Source organism: Kribbella sp. NPDC050241 (genome assembly GCF_044459685.1).
Taxonomy (GTDB): Bacteria; Actinomycetota; Actinomycetes; order Propionibacteriales; family Kribbellaceae; genus Kribbella.
In genome coordinates this window covers 305,515-319,136 of the sequence record NZ_JBITJE010000003.1, presented here as the reverse complement: position 1 = coordinate 319,136, position 13,622 = coordinate 305,515, and the positions used below count along the sequence as shown (strand labels likewise).

12 protein-coding genes are annotated in these 13,622 nt (G+C 67.9%); 8 read left to right on the top strand and 4 right to left on the bottom strand.

Annotated features, from left to right (window positions below):
- Positions 1 to 5: 5 nt before the first annotated feature.
- Together ACIBG5_RS16055 and ACIBG5_RS16050 are read right to left on the bottom strand one after the other, a co-directional pair.
- Positions 6 to 965 (bottom strand): carbohydrate ABC transporter permease, encoded by a 960-nt coding sequence (locus ACIBG5_RS16055; protein ID WP_396392304.1) that lies wholly within the window; start codon positions 963 to 965, stop codon positions 6 to 8.
- A gap of 5 nt (positions 966 to 970) precedes the next feature.
- Positions 971 to 2,203 (bottom strand): extracellular solute-binding protein, encoded by a 1,233-nt coding sequence (locus ACIBG5_RS16050; protein WP_396392303.1) that lies wholly within the window; start codon positions 2,201 to 2,203, stop codon positions 971 to 973.
- Between the two features lie 155 nt (positions 2,204 to 2,358).
- Here ACIBG5_RS16050 and ACIBG5_RS16045 point away from each other — a divergent pair, with 155 nt between their 5' ends.
- Positions 2,359 to 3,375 carry a LacI family DNA-binding transcriptional regulator gene (locus ACIBG5_RS16045; protein WP_396392302.1) on the top strand — a complete coding sequence of 339 codons (1,017 nt, stop codon included), beginning with the start codon at positions 2,359 to 2,361 and terminating at the stop codon, positions 3,373 to 3,375.
- Here ACIBG5_RS16045 and ACIBG5_RS16040 read toward each other — a convergent pair.
- Positions 3,347 to 4,216: a LacI family DNA-binding transcriptional regulator gene (locus ACIBG5_RS16040; RefSeq protein WP_396392301.1), complete on the bottom strand. Its 870-nt coding sequence runs from the start codon at positions 4,214 to 4,216 to the stop codon at positions 3,347 to 3,349. The genes ACIBG5_RS16045 and ACIBG5_RS16040 overlap by 29 nt on opposite strands.
- A 72-nt stretch (positions 4,217 to 4,288) precedes the next feature.
- Between ACIBG5_RS16040 and ACIBG5_RS16035 the strand changes: the two genes are divergently transcribed.
- The 6 genes from ACIBG5_RS16035 (at position 4,289) to ACIBG5_RS16010 (ending at position 11,112) form a co-directional block, all read left to right on the top strand.
- On the top strand, positions 4,289 to 5,497 hold the full coding sequence (locus ACIBG5_RS16035; protein ID WP_360446613.1) for an ROK family transcriptional regulator: 1,209 nt from the start codon (positions 4,289 to 4,291) through the stop codon (positions 5,495 to 5,497).
- Between the two features lie 239 nt (positions 5,498 to 5,736).
- The gene (locus tag ACIBG5_RS16030; RefSeq protein ID WP_396392300.1) at positions 5,737 to 7,386 is read left to right on the top strand and encodes an ABC transporter substrate-binding protein; all 1,650 of its coding nucleotides are present in this window, start codon (positions 5,737 to 5,739) and stop codon (positions 7,384 to 7,386) included.
- Between the two features lie 18 nt (positions 7,387 to 7,404).
- A complete protein-coding gene (locus ACIBG5_RS16025; RefSeq protein WP_396392299.1) occupies positions 7,405 to 8,394 on the top strand; it encodes an ABC transporter permease in 990 nt (329 codons plus the stop codon).
- Positions 8,395 to 8,426: 32 nt separating this feature from the next.
- On the top strand, positions 8,427 to 9,371 hold the full coding sequence (locus ACIBG5_RS16020; protein ID WP_396392298.1) for an ABC transporter permease: 945 nt from the start codon (positions 8,427 to 8,429) through the stop codon (positions 9,369 to 9,371).
- On the top strand, positions 9,368 to 10,279 hold the full coding sequence (locus ACIBG5_RS16015) for an ABC transporter ATP-binding protein (protein ID WP_396392297.1): 912 nt from the start codon (positions 9,368 to 9,370) through the stop codon (positions 10,277 to 10,279). The genes ACIBG5_RS16020 and ACIBG5_RS16015 overlap by 4 nt, the downstream gene beginning before the upstream one ends.
- A complete protein-coding gene (locus ACIBG5_RS16010; protein WP_396392296.1) occupies positions 10,276 to 11,112 on the top strand; it encodes an ABC transporter ATP-binding protein in 837 nt (278 codons plus the stop codon). Before ACIBG5_RS16015 ends, ACIBG5_RS16010 begins: the two co-directional genes overlap by 4 nt.
- Here the strand turns inward: ACIBG5_RS16010 and ilvY are convergent.
- Positions 11,084 to 11,917, bottom strand: coding sequence for an HTH-type transcriptional activator IlvY (gene ilvY / locus ACIBG5_RS16005; RefSeq protein WP_396392295.1), 834 nt, complete (start codon positions 11,915 to 11,917; stop codon positions 11,084 to 11,086). The genes ACIBG5_RS16010 and ilvY overlap by 29 nt on opposite strands.
- 75 nt (positions 11,918 to 11,992) lie before the next feature.
- On the opposite strand from ilvY, the gene ACIBG5_RS16000 reads away from it, so the two are divergent.
- Positions 11,993 to 13,447: a ketol-acid reductoisomerase gene (locus tag ACIBG5_RS16000; protein WP_396392294.1), complete on the top strand. Its 1,455-nt coding sequence runs from the start codon at positions 11,993 to 11,995 to the stop codon at positions 13,445 to 13,447.
- Positions 13,448 to 13,622: the final 175 nt, after the last annotated feature.

Sequence of the window (13,622 nt, the reverse complement as noted above, 5' to 3'; positions counted from 1 at the left end):
GCTCCCTATTCGTCGACGGCGCGGCGGGTGCTGCGCAGGTAGAAGATCGCGAACAGGAACGAGATCGCGATCAGGATGTTGCTCAACGCCGCACCTTCACCGAACTTGAAGTCGATGAACGACCGCTCGTACGACTGCGTTGCGAGCGTCTGGGTCGCGTTCGCGGGTCCGCCGCCGGTGAGGCCGAGGATGATGTCCAGCACCTTGATCGTGTAGACGACCCCGAGCATCAGCACCACGCCCGCCACCGCCCGCAGGTTCGGCCAGGTGATGTACCAGAACGCACGCCACCCGGTCGCGCCGTCGAGCTGACCGGCCTCGTAGAGCTCGTCCGGGATCTCGGCCAGGCCGGAGTACAGCAGGGTCACGTTGAACGGGATGCCGATCCAGATGTTCACGCCGATCACCGCGATCAGCGCGACCGACGGCGAGTTCAGCCACGGCACCGGATCGTCGATCAGGTGCAGCCCGGTCAAGGTCCGGTTGAGGATGCCGCTGTCCTGCTCGAGGATCGAGCGCCAGGTCGCACTCGACACGATCAGTGGCAGCAACCACGGCAGCAGAAGCAGCGACCGCAGGACGCCGCTGAGCGGGAAGCGCCGGTGGAAGAACAGCGCCAGCGCCAGGCCGATGGCGAACTGGAAGGCGATCGAGCCGATGGTGAACAGCGCGGTGTTCACCATCGCCTGCGAGAACAGGTTGTCGTTCACCACCGTGCTGTAGTTCTTCAGTCCGACCCAGGGGGCGTCCCCGGTGAAGAACGTCCGCAGGCCGTAGTCCTGCAGGCTCATCAGCAGGTTCTTCACCACGGGATAGCCGAACAGCGCGATCATTGCGACCGCGGCCGGCAGGACGAAGAGGATCCTGGTCAGATCCTCACCCCGGTGGCGCCGGCCACGAGGCCTGCGAGCAGGCTTCGGGCCGGCCACCTTGGTGTCGTCCTGCAGCACTGTCGATGCCGCCATCGCGATCAGCCGCCGGACGCCTGCTTGAAGGCGTCCTGGGGTGCGGCCTTACCGGTGAGCGCCAACTGGATCGCCTGATAGATCACCTTCGCGGCATCCGGCCACTTGTCGCCCAGCTTGCCGGTCCGCGACCGAGCGGTCTTGACCTGCTCGGTGAAGGCCTTCATCGACGGCACGTCCTTGACGTACTGGTCGAGCAGCGCGATCTTGGTCGGCACCGTGAACCGGGCCTTCGCCCAGGCCAGCTCGTTCTCGTCCGAGTTCAGGCACTTCACGAAGTCGGCGGCCTTCTGCTGCTTGGCCTGGTCCTTGTTCAGCGGGACCGTCCAGGCCTCACCACCGAGCGGTGCGACCGGCGTCTGGTCCGGCTTGTTCACCGGGAACTTGACCACGTCCCACTTGATGTTCGGGAACTTCTCCAGCGCCGGGATCTGCCACGGCCCGTTCACCATCATCGCGGCCTTGCCGGCCACGAACTGGTCCTTCGCGTCACCCTGGGTCCAGTTGATCACGCTCTTCGACGCCGACCCCGACTTCACCAGATCCGTCCACAACTGCAGGGCTTCGGTCACCTGCGGGGTATTCAGGTCGGTCTCGTCGCCGCCGTTGGTCCACATCGCCGGCAGGAACTGCCAGGAGCCTTCGTACGTCGCGTTGGCGTTGAACGCGATCCCGTACCGGCCGGGTTTGGTCAGCTTCGTGGCCGCTGCCTTCAACTCTTCCCACGTCTTCGGCGGCTGTACGCCGGCCTCCTGCAACATCTGCGTGTTGTAGAACAGCGCGATCGTGTTCGTCACCGGCGCCAGTCCGTAGAGCTTGCCCTGGTACGACGTCGCGTCGACCATGCCCTGGATGACTCCGTCCCCATTCAGACCCATGTCGTTCAAGGGCGCCAGCGCACCGGTGGCGGCGATCTGCTGTACGTCGGGGTTGTCGAGCATCAGGACGTCGGGCAGCGTCTTGGACGAGGCCTGCTGCAGCACCTTCTGGATCAAGGTGTCACCAGGCACCGTCTCCCGCTGGATGGTGATGCCGAGCTGGCTCGCGCAGGTGTCGAGACCCTTCTGCACCAGCGACTTGTCCGGGTCGTTGTTGTAGTAGTCCAGGATCGTGAGGCTCTTGACGCTGTCCCCGGACGAGGACGACGAGGAGTCCTCGCCGTTGCTGCCGCAGGCGGCCAGCACGAGCGACACGGTCGTCGCACCGGCCAGCACGGCGGCGATCCGCTTGCTGATCATGACATCGGGCTCCTTCGATCAAAGCGTTTAACCACGGGCTGTGGATAATTTCCGATCGCTTGCTCTAAGGGGGAGTAAACCGCTTAACTGAGATGTCACAGGACTATGTTCCTTGGGTCACACTGCTGTCAAGGGTTCAGACGTGGAGGAATTCGATGGTCACCATGCGGGACGTCGCGGACCGTGCGGGCGTGTCGATCGCGACCGTGTCGTTCCTGCTGAACGACACGAAGCCGGTGACCGCGGCGACCCGGGCGCGGGTCGAGCAGGCGATGGCTGAGCTCGGCTACCGCCGCAACGCGGTAGCCCGCGCGCTGGCCAGCCGGCGGACGCACATCATCGCGATGGCCTATCCGGCGCTCGACCACAAGTTCGGTTTCTCCGCCGCCGAGTTCTTCACGAGTGCCGCCGACGCGGCCCGCAAACAGGACTACCACCTGGTCCTCTGGCCGGTCGGCAACGACGGCGGCGAACTGACCGAGCTGGTCGGCCAAGGTCTGGCCGACGGCGTCGTCCTGATGGAGGTCCAACTGGACGACCCCCGCGTCACCGTTCTGCAGGAAATGGGTACGCCGTTCGCCCTCATCGGGCGGACCAGCTCGCTGGAGGGCCTGGCGCATGTGGACATCGACTTCGACAGGACCGTCGAGGACGCGGTCGGCTACCTGCACGGGCTCGGCCATCGACGGCTGGCACTGATCTCGGGCAACCTCAACGATCCCCTCTTCAGCACCTACGGTCCGTACGTGCGCTCCGAAGCAGCGTTTCGCCGGGTGGCACCGGAGTACGGCCTGGAGACAGTCGTGCTGGAATGCGCCGGATCGACCCTCGCCGGTCAGGACGCCATGGGGCGCCTGCTGCGAGACCACCCGGACACCACCGCCGTCCTGATCGTCAACGAGTTCGCCGCGCTCGGCGCGGTCGCCGGCCTGAATCGCCTCGGCTATCAGGTTCCCGACGACATCTCGGTCCTGCCGTTGCTGATGGCACCGGAAATGGCGGCCCTCACGAACCCGGCGCTCACCATCATGCGAACCCCCGGACCGGAGCTCGGCCAGCTGGGCACCGAGGCACTGATTCGCCAACTGGAAGGCGCCGATCCACTGCCGCCGCAACTGGTCCCGGCGAAGCTCTACCCAGGCGCTACGACGGCCGGGCCTCGCCGGTCCTGAGTGCGGTGGACTGTGCGAGGCGGATGGTTGGTTTCGGGACCTGGTAGGTCGTCGCCTCGCCGCCGTCCATGACCGCAAGGATCGCCTCGCCGACGATGGTGCCGAGGCCATGGACGTCGACGGTGACCACGCTCAAGGGCGGGTGCGCCAACCGGGCGACCGCGGTGTCGTCCCAGGCGATGACGGACAGCTGGTCGGGGACCGCGACGCCCAGCTCCTTCGCCACGGCCAGGCCGCCGATCGCCATCAGGTCGTTGTCGTAGACAACGGCCGTCGGGACCTGGCTGCCGGTGAGCAGTTGCCGGGTCGCGTCGCGGCCGGAGTCCTCGGAGTAGTCCCCCTCGATGACCCGGCCATGCACGTCTCGCTGTGCACACGTCTCCATGAACGCGGTGTCGCGGGCCTGGCAGTGGAGCATGTCGCGCGGGCCGCTGACCCGGGCGATATCGCGATGGCCGAGATCCGCGAGTGCCCGAACGGCCGCGCGAGCCCCCTCGGCGTTGTCGACCAGCACGTTGGTGATCGGCACCTGCAACTCGGGACCGCCGAGCAGGACCGCGGGCACCTGCAGGCGCTGGAGCTCGGCGAGCCGCGGATCCGCCGTCCGGAGGTCCACCATCACGATGCCGTCGACGTGGTCGTTGGCCACCCACCGGCGCCAGATCTCGATCTCGTCGGCGATGTCGGCGGCGAACTGGATCAGCAGGCTGCAGCGCCGCCCCGCGAAGACCTCCTCGACCCCCTGGGCGACGTCGGCCATGAACGGCTCCATCCCGAGCAGCCGTCTGGGACGCTCCAGCACCAGCCCGGCGATGCGCTCCCTCGGCGTCATGTCCTGCATACACTGCCCTCCAAGGCCACCGTAACCACTATATTCACAGACCTAACTAACTGGCAGAAAGCGGACGTTCCGATGCAGCAGGTCAGCGACTCGTCGCGATCACCGGGCTACGACCCGGCACCGACGAACAGCCGCGCCCTCATTGTGGACAGCATCCGCTCCGCGGGCACGCTCAGCCGGGTCGAACTCACCCAGATCACCGGCCTCACCGCGCCGTCGGTCACCACGCTGGTCCGTCGGCTGATCGACGACGGCCTGGTCGACGAGGCCGGTCGCGGCACGTCGACCGGCGGCAAGCCCCGCACGATGCTCCGGATCCGGGCAACGGCACGGTACGTCGTCGGCGTCCACCTCAGCAACGACAGCCTGACGTACGTGCTGGTCGACTACGCCGGCGGTGTGGTGGCCCGCTGGCGACGGGACGGGCCGGGCGACGAGAGTGATCCGGAGCAGGTCGTGGAGCGGATCGCGCAGGAGACCGGCGAACTGATCGAGCGTGCCGGAGTCGACCTGTCCCTCGTCCTCGGACTCGGCTTCGTCTGTCCCGGGCCGCTGATCCGCAACCGCGGTGTGGCCTCGGCCCCGCCGTCGATGGCGAACTGGGTCGGCTTCCCGATCCACCGCCGCCTGGAGGAACGCCTCGGGCTGCCGGCGCTGCTCGAGAACGACGCGACCGCGGCCGCCGCGGGCACCCGGCTCACCACCAGCCACGACGTCTCGGTGATGGCCGCGCTGTTCATGAGCGAAGGCATCGGTTCGGGCCTGCGGTTGAACGGCAACGTCTACCAGGGAGCGCACGGCAACGCCGGCGAGGTCGGACACGTCTGTGTCCAGATCGGCGGCCCGCAGTGCTGGTGCGGAAGCACCGGCTGCCTCGAGGCGGTCGCCGGTCCCGCCACGGTCGTCGCCAAGGCCCGCGCGGCGGGGCTCGACCTCGGCTCGCACCGGCGTACCGGGGTCGCGGCCTTCGCCGCCATCGCGCGCCTCGCGCTGACCGGCGACTCCCGGGCCGAGGCCATCATCCGGGACTCCGCGTCCTGGCTGGCGCTCGGCGCCCAGGTGATCACCAACATGTACGACGTACAACTCCTGGTGCTGACCGGTCCGGCCTTCGCCGTCGCCGGGACGATCTACCTGCCCATCCTGCAGGAGCGGATCATGAGCTCCGCCTTCGGGCGCAGCGTGGCCACCGAGGTCGTCCTGGACGAGCGCGGCCACGACGCAGCCGCGATCGGCGCCGCGCTGATGATGCTCAGGTCCGGCCTCGCCATCTCCGCGTAGGGCGGCCACCCGCGCGGCGCCAGGCCCATACTCGGCCCGTCCTTTCCACGCTCCGCTGCCGAATCGTTACGGATACAACCCCTTGCGCGGAGTTTGTTAGGCCAACTAAGTTACGGCCAGCTTCCCTGGCCGGGTGCCGGGTGACGCGTTCCAAGGACCGCGTTGGTGCGGACCATGGCCCGGAAAGGAATCGATCGATGCTCCGGAATTCGACGAACCGTACGAGGACGCGACGCCTGGTGAGCGCCGCGGCCGTGACCGCCACAGCACTCCTGCTCGGCGCCTGTTCCGGCGCCGCCAACGGCGGCCAGCCGGCCGCCAAGGACGCCTCCATCACCGTCGCGGCCGGTGACATCACCACCAAGAACTTCAATCCGTTCAGCAGCACTGCCCTCCAGTCGACGCTGGGCGTCATCTACGAGCCGCTGTACTGGTACAACTTCGCGAAGCAGTCCGACCCGACGCCGGTCCTCGCCACCGGCTACTCCTGGAACGCGGCCGGAACCGAGCTCACCATCAAGCTCCGCCACGACGTCAAGTGGAACGACGGCCAGCCGTTCACCGCGAAGGACGTGGCCTTCACCTTCAACCTGGTCGCGAAGACCCCCGCGCTGAACCCGTCCGGCCTCGCCGCCACGGCCAGCGCCACCGCGGACGACACCGCCGTCCTCACCTTCAAGTCGAAGTCCTTCATGCAGGAGCCCGCTGTACTCGCCAACCAGGCGATCGTGCCCGAGCACATCTGGAAGGACATCAAGGACCCGACGACGAACCTGAACGACAATCCGGTCGGCACCGGCCCGTTCAAGCTGAAGTCGTTCACGCCGCAGAGCTACGTGCTGACGAAGAACGACCAGTACTGGGAGGCGGGCAAACCCACCGTCAAGGAGGTCCGCTACATCCCGCTGCAGTCGGCGGACGCCGCCAGTGCGGCACTGGTCGCCGGCAAGGTCGACTGGGCGAGCGCCTACCTGCCCGGGATCGACAACATCATGAAGGCCGGCAAGAACCTGACCTACGTCAACACCCCCGTGATGACGACCGTGATCGTGACCTGCGCCAACTCGGGCCTCGGGTGCACCGGACCGCAGACCGACCCGGCGGTACGCAAGGCGGTCTACCTGGCGATGAACCGCGAACAGCTCGCCAAGCTGGCCGGCGGCGGAGTCGCGGGCGTCGGATCGCCGACCCTGCTGCTCCCGGGCCGCGACGACGACTGGATCGCGGACACCGGTTCCGCCAAGCTTCCGCAGAGCGCCGACGCCGACGAGGCGAACAAGCTCCTCGACGCGGCCGGCTGGACCAAGGGCAGTGACGGCGTACGGACCAAGGCCGGCAAGCGCCTCTCGCTGACCATCCAGACCGTGACGGGCTGGAGCGACTACATCCTGATCAACGACACCCTCAAGCAGCAGCTGGCCGCGATCGGCATCGAGCTGAAGCCCAGCCAGGTCTCGTGGAACGAGTGGAACGCCGCGCAGACGAACGGCAAGTTCCAGCTGTCGCTGGACTCCGTCGGCCTGGGCGCGTCCACGAACCCGTACTTCACGTACAACAGCAAGCTCGCGACCCCGAACACGGCACCGGTCGGCAAGTCCGCCAGCGCCGGCAACCAGTCCCGGTTCTCCGACCCGGCTGTCGATGCGGCCCTCACGACCGCGGCCGGTACGACGGACAAGGCTGTCCAGAAGGCGGAGTACGGGAAGATCCAGGCCGTCATCGACGACCAGCTGCCCTACATCCCGGTCTACGTGAACTCGATGCTCACCGAGTTCAACACCTCCCGGGCGACCGGCTGGCCGACCAAGGACAACCCCTACGTCCTGCCCGCGGCCTGGAAGGCCTGGGACGCCGGGATCGTCCTCAAGACGATCACCCCCGCCCAGTAGCCGCGGGCCGGGCCGACCGTGCGTTACCTGCTGCGAAAGCTCGCCTTCTACGTCGTCGCCCTCTGGGCGGCGCTGACCCTGAACTTCCTGATTCCCCGGCTGATGCCGGGGAACCCGGTCGACCTGATGCTGTCGAAGCTGGCGACCAAGGGCCCGGTCACCCCGACGACCCGGGCAGCGATCGAGGCGCTGCTCGGGACGGATGCGAACGGGTCGTTGTGGGTCCAGTACGGGAAGTACCTGCACCAACTGGTCTCCGGCGATCTCGGCACGTCGGTCGCGTACTTCCCGGCGCCGGTCTCGCAGATCATCGGCCAGACGCTGCCCTGGACCGTCGGCCTGATCGGCATCGCGACAGTGATCTCGTTCCTCGTCGGGATCCTGCTGGGCCGCGCGGCCGGCTGGCGGCGTGGATCCTGGATCGACAACCTGATCCCGGTCACCACGATGCTGCAGTCGGTGCCGTACTTCTGGCTCGCGCTGCTGCTGCTGTTCCTGCTCGGCAGCACCTGGCCGCTCTTCCCGCTCAACGGCGGGTACGACGTGTACTCCGTGACGCCGGGCTGGAACCTGCCGTTCGCCCGGTCGGTCCTGTACCACGGCACACTCCCGGCGCTGACCATCGTCGTGTCGTCGATCGGCGGCTGGATGCTCGGGATGCGCAACATGATGGTGTCGACGCTGTCCGAGGACTTCGTCGTCACCGCCGAGGCGAAGGGACTCACCCCGCGCCGGATCCGCTCCCGCTACGTGGCCCGGAACGCGGTCCTGCCGTCCATCTCGGGGTTCGCGATCTCCCTCGGTTTCGTGGTCGCCGGTTCGATCGTCACCGAGGCGGTCTTCTCCTATCCCGGGATCGGCTCCGCGCTGTTGCTTGCCGTCGGCAACAACGACTACGCGCTGATGCAGGGAGTCTTCCTGATCATCACGCTGGCCGTACTCGGCGCGAACCTGCTCGTCGACCTCCTGTACGGCGTCATCGATCCCCGCACCCGTGCGCGCTCCTAGCTCTGCACTCAGAGGAATTGAGGTGAACACGATTGGCCATCACCACTGAAGGGGCGGCGCAAGCGGCCACCGCGCAAGGACCGTCGCCGGTCAGGACGGCCCGGCGCCGGCTGCCGCCGATGACCCTGAAGCTGGCCGTCGGTCTGACGATCGCCGGCCTGATCGTCCTGTTCGGAGTCCTCGCCCCACTGCTCGTCGGCGACCCGTCGACCGTGCGAGACATCGGGCTGACCGGTCCGGGCAACGGCTTCGTCCTCGGCACCACGCAGAACGGTCAGGACATCTTCGCCCAGCTCGCCTACGCGACGCGCGGCTCACTGATCATCGGCGCCGTGGTCGGTGCGCTCACGCTCCTGCTGTCGTCGTTCTTCGGCATCGTCGGCGCGTTCGTCGGCGGCTGGACCGACGAGGCGTTCTCGCTGCTCACCAACATCATGCTGGTGATCCCCGGCCTGCCGCTGGTGATCGTGATCTCCAGCTATGTACCGAACAAGTCGATCTGGCTGGTCGCCGCCGTCCTCGCGATCACCAGTTGGGCCGGCTCCGCGCGGGTACTGCGGGGCTTCACTCTCAGCGTGCGCGGTCGCGACTACGTGCTCGCCGTGCGGATCAGCGGCGAGAAGCGCTGGCGGATCCTGCTCGTCGAGATCCTGCCGAACCTGATCCCGCTGCTCGCGTCGCAGGTGGTGTTCGCGGTGATCTTCGCGATCCTCGGCGAGGCAGGCCTGTCGTTCCTGGGTCTCGGCGCGTCCGGGTCCTTCACCTGGGGCACGATGCTGTTCTATGCCCAGAACGGGCTCGCGCTCCGGCTCGGCGCCTGGTGGTGGTTCGCACCTCCGGGACTGGCGATCGCGCTCTTCGGCGCGGCGCTGTCCCTGATCAACTTCTCGATCGACGAGATCATCAACCCGAAGCTGCGCTCCCAGACGCGCGCCGAACGCACCAAGTGGACCATGAGCCGCGAGGTGAAACCATGAAGGCTGCGGAAGTTCTCCGGATCGAGAACCTCAGCATCGACTACCTGGCCGAGACGACCGTGCATGCCGTCCGCGAGGTCTCGCTCACCCTGCGACGCGGCGAGATCCTCGGCCTGGCCGGTGAGAGCGGCTGCGGCAAATCGACGCTTGCCTACGGCATCACCCGGCTGCTGAAGCCGCCGGCGATGATCACCTCCGGACGCGTCCTGTTCGCAGCGAACGACGGCGACGACATCGACCTGTCGGCGCTGGCCGGTGAGGAGCTGCGCACGTTCCGCTGGGACAAGATCGCGATGGTGTTCCAGGGCGCGATGAACTCGCTCAACCCGGTACTGCGGATCTCCGAGCAGCTCGAGGACGTGTTCATCACGCACCGGCCCGAGGTGGGCAAGACGGAGCGCCGCCAACGCTGTGCCGGGCTGCTCGAACGCGTCGGCGTCGACCGCAACCGGCTCCGCGCGTATCCGCACGAACTGTCCGGCGGCATGCGGCAACGCGTGATGATCGCGATGGCGCTGGCTCTCGAGCCGGAGGTGCTCATCATGGACGAGCCGACCACCGCGCTGGACGTGGTCGTCCAGCGAGAGATCCTTCAGGAGATCACCGGGCTCCGGTCGGAACTCGGGTTCGCCGTCGTCTTCATCACCCACGACCTGCCGCTGCTCCTCGAGATCAGCGACCGGATCGCGGTCATGCGGGCCGGGCTGATCGTCGAGCTGGACGACGCGCTGACGCTCTACACACGACCCAAGCATCCCTACACCCGGCGTCTGCTGTCGTCGTTCCCCAGCCTGACCGGCGAGCGGGGCGGCTTCGTGCGGGACGGCAGCCTCGGTGACGATGTCGCGCTGGACGAGACCGAGCAGACCGTGGATGCCGCCATGGCAGAAGAGCTGGAGGCCCGATGACCGTCCTGGAGATGCGCGACGTGGTCAAGGAGTACCGGCTGCGCGACGGTCTGCAGATCACCAGGCTTCGCGCCGTCGACAAGGTGAGCTTCGAGCTGAAGCCGGGCCGTACGGTCGCACTGGTCGGGCAGTCCGGGTCGGGCAAGTCGACGATCGCCAAGTTGCTGATGCAGCTCGAGCGGCCGACCTCCGGAGCGATCCTCGTGGACGGCGAACCCATGCGGTACCGCGGATCGCCCGCGGCGGCGTACCGCAAGGCCGTGCAGATGGTGTTCCAGGACCCGTTCTCGTCGTTGAACCCGTACCACACGATCGGCCATCACCTCGCCCGTCCCGTGCGGATCCATCACCCCGACTTCACCCGTGAACAGGTCGCCGAGCGCGTGCTGGACCTGTTGCGCCGGGTCCGGCTGGATCCGTCCGAGGACTTCGCCCGGCGCAAGCCGCACGAGCTGTCCGGCGGCCAGCGCCAACGCGTCGCGATCGCCCGGGCGCTCGCACCCGAGCCTGCGATCCTGGTCGCCGACGAGCCCGTCTCGATGCTCGACGTCTCGATCAGACTCGGCGTTCTCAACCTGCTCGCAACCCTGCAGCGCGAGGAGAACCTCGGGGTCCTCTACATCACCCACGACCTCGCGACCGCGCGGCACTTCAGCGACGAGATCATGGTGCTGTACCGCGGTGAGGTGGTCGAACACGGCCCGGCCGACGACGTGATCCTGAATCCCCAGCACGAGTACACCCAACTGCTCGCGGACGCGGCGCCCGCCCCGGAACGGCGGCTGGCCGAGCTCAGCCCCGGAGCTACGGTCGCAGGTCCCAGAGGGCGCTGATCAAAGGGCGGTGAAGATCAGCGCGGCGCGCGCACAGCCCGATCGTGAGGGGTTCGAGCGGCGGGTTCGGGGGCCGCTCGACCAGGCGGTCGCGGACCGCCGATGACTCGAACACCAGGCGAGGTACGACGCCTGTGCCGCAACCGAGTGCCACCAGGGCCAGCAGGGCCTCGTGACCGTCCGGCTCAGCCGCGATGACCGGTTTCACCCCGGTCTTGCGGAACCAGCGGTACGCCGCATCCCGCACGAGTCCGCGCGCCGGCACCACGAACGGTCCGTCCGGCGTACCGTCGCGGCTGGTGACCAGGACCAGGTCGGTGACGGCAACGGTGCGCATCACCATGGACTGCGGCAACCGCTTCGGGATGCCAGCCACGGCAACGTCCACCTCGCCCTCGTCGAGCCTCGCCAGCGCGGCGGCCGCGTCGCCGGTCCGGACATCGAGCCGGATCTGGGGATGCGCTGCGCGCAACGGAGCGAGCAGGTCGGGCAGTAGGGCCTGGCAGGCGGTGACCGTGGCGAAGATCCGCAGTTCGCCGGTGAGATCCGCGGCCTCACCCGCGCCGGCGCGATAGTCGTCCCACAGTGCCAGGGCCTGTTCGGCGTACGCCGTGAACCGGCGACCGTCAGCGGTCAGTACGACGCCACGCGGTCCACGGTCGAGAAGGCGGGCACCGGCCCGCGTCTCCAGTCGCTGGATCGTCCGGGTCAGGGTCGCGGCGCTGACGTGGCACTCGAGGCTGGTGCGCCCGTAGTTCAGCGTGCGGGCGAGATGCAGGAACAGCTCCAGCTCGCGATGCTCCATGTTTCATCTCCTGCAACGGCCCGGTGCAGATGTTGCGCTTGCTGCAACGCCTCTGATCGACCTTAACTGAAGGTCATGAGCACCCTCACCTCGTCGGTCTTCCGGACCGAGACCATGACGGTTCCGGGAGGGACGGAAACGATCGTCCGTGGCGGCCGTGACCTGTTCCCCTTGCTGCCGCAGGCCCTGCACGGCGTACGGCGGATCGGCGTCCTGGGCTGGGGGCCGCAAGGCAGCGCCCAGGCCCAGAACCTGCGGGACTCGCTGGCCGGGACCGAGGTGGTCGTGTCCGTCGGGCTGCGGCCAGGTTCGCGATCGGCGGACGATGCCCGCGCGCACGGCTTCACCGAGGAGAACGGCACGCTCGGGGACTGGCTGGCGGTCGCCGCGGAATCGGACCTGGTGATCCTGCTCATCGCCGACGCAGCGCTGGCGGCCGAGCACGAGAAGATCTTCGCGGTGCTCAAGCCTGGCGCAACGATCGGGCTCTCGCACGGCTTCCTGCTGGGTCATCTGCAGTCGATCGGCAGTGACTTCCCCGCCGGGCATCCCGTGATCGCCGTGTGCCCGAAGGGAATGGGTGACTCGGTACGCCGCCTGTACCAGCAGGGCGCGACGGTCAACGGCGCCGGCATCAACGCGAGCATCGCCGTCCATGCGGACCCGGACGGTCACGCGACGGACCGGGCGTTGGCCTGGTCGATCGGCCTGGGATCGCCGTACACGTTCGCCACCACACTGGCCGACGAGTACCGGTCCGACATCGTCGGCGAGCGTGCCATCCTGCTCGGCGCGGTCCACGGTCTGGTGGAGGCGCTCTATCGCCACTTCGTCATCGCGGGCGCCGATCCGGTGACGGCGTACGAGCGATCCACCGAGTCGATCACCGGCCCGATCGCCCGCACCATCTCGGACTCGGGCCTGTCGGCGGTACGGGGCGCCACGGGTGACGAGGACTTGTTCGACCGTGCCTACTCCGTCGCCTACCGGCCGGCTCGCGACCTGGTCGCCGAGATCTACGACGAAGTTGCCGAGGGCACCGAACTCCGCAGCGTGATCCTGGCCGAGCAGCGTCTCGCCGCCCGCCCGATGTCCCCGATCGCCGGCAGCCCGATGTGGTCGCACAGTACGGCGGTGCACGCCCGCCGTACGTCGGTGCGGACCGGGATCGACCCGCTGACCGCCGGACTGTTCGTGGCCACGATGGTCGCGCAACTCGACGAGTTCGCGGCCCGCGGCCACGCCTGGTCCGAGATCGTGAACGAATCCGTCATCGAGGCGGTCGACTCGCTGCTGCCCTACATGCACGCCCGCGACGTCGCCTACATGGTCGACAACTGCTCACGGACCGCCCGGCTAGGCACCCGTCGCTGGGGTCCGCGCTTCCAGGCGGCGTACGAGCAGATCGCCCTGCCCCGCGTCCACGAGCCGGCCGACCAGGCCCTGGTCGAGCAGTTCCTCGGCAACCCCGCCCACGAGGCCCTCGCCGCGGCCGCCAAGCTCCGCCCCTCGGTGGACATCTCCGTCTGACCGGTGGATGGCGTGCAGACGGACAGGTAGTGCACCCCCGATACGCCGTACACGCCGCACCCCCAAGCGCAGGTGCACTACCCCCTCACCCGGTACTACCTGTTCATCTGTACGTAGGAGCAGCGTCAGTTTCGTAGTTAAGTCTTGACCCACCGTGGGCATGTGGGTAACTTTC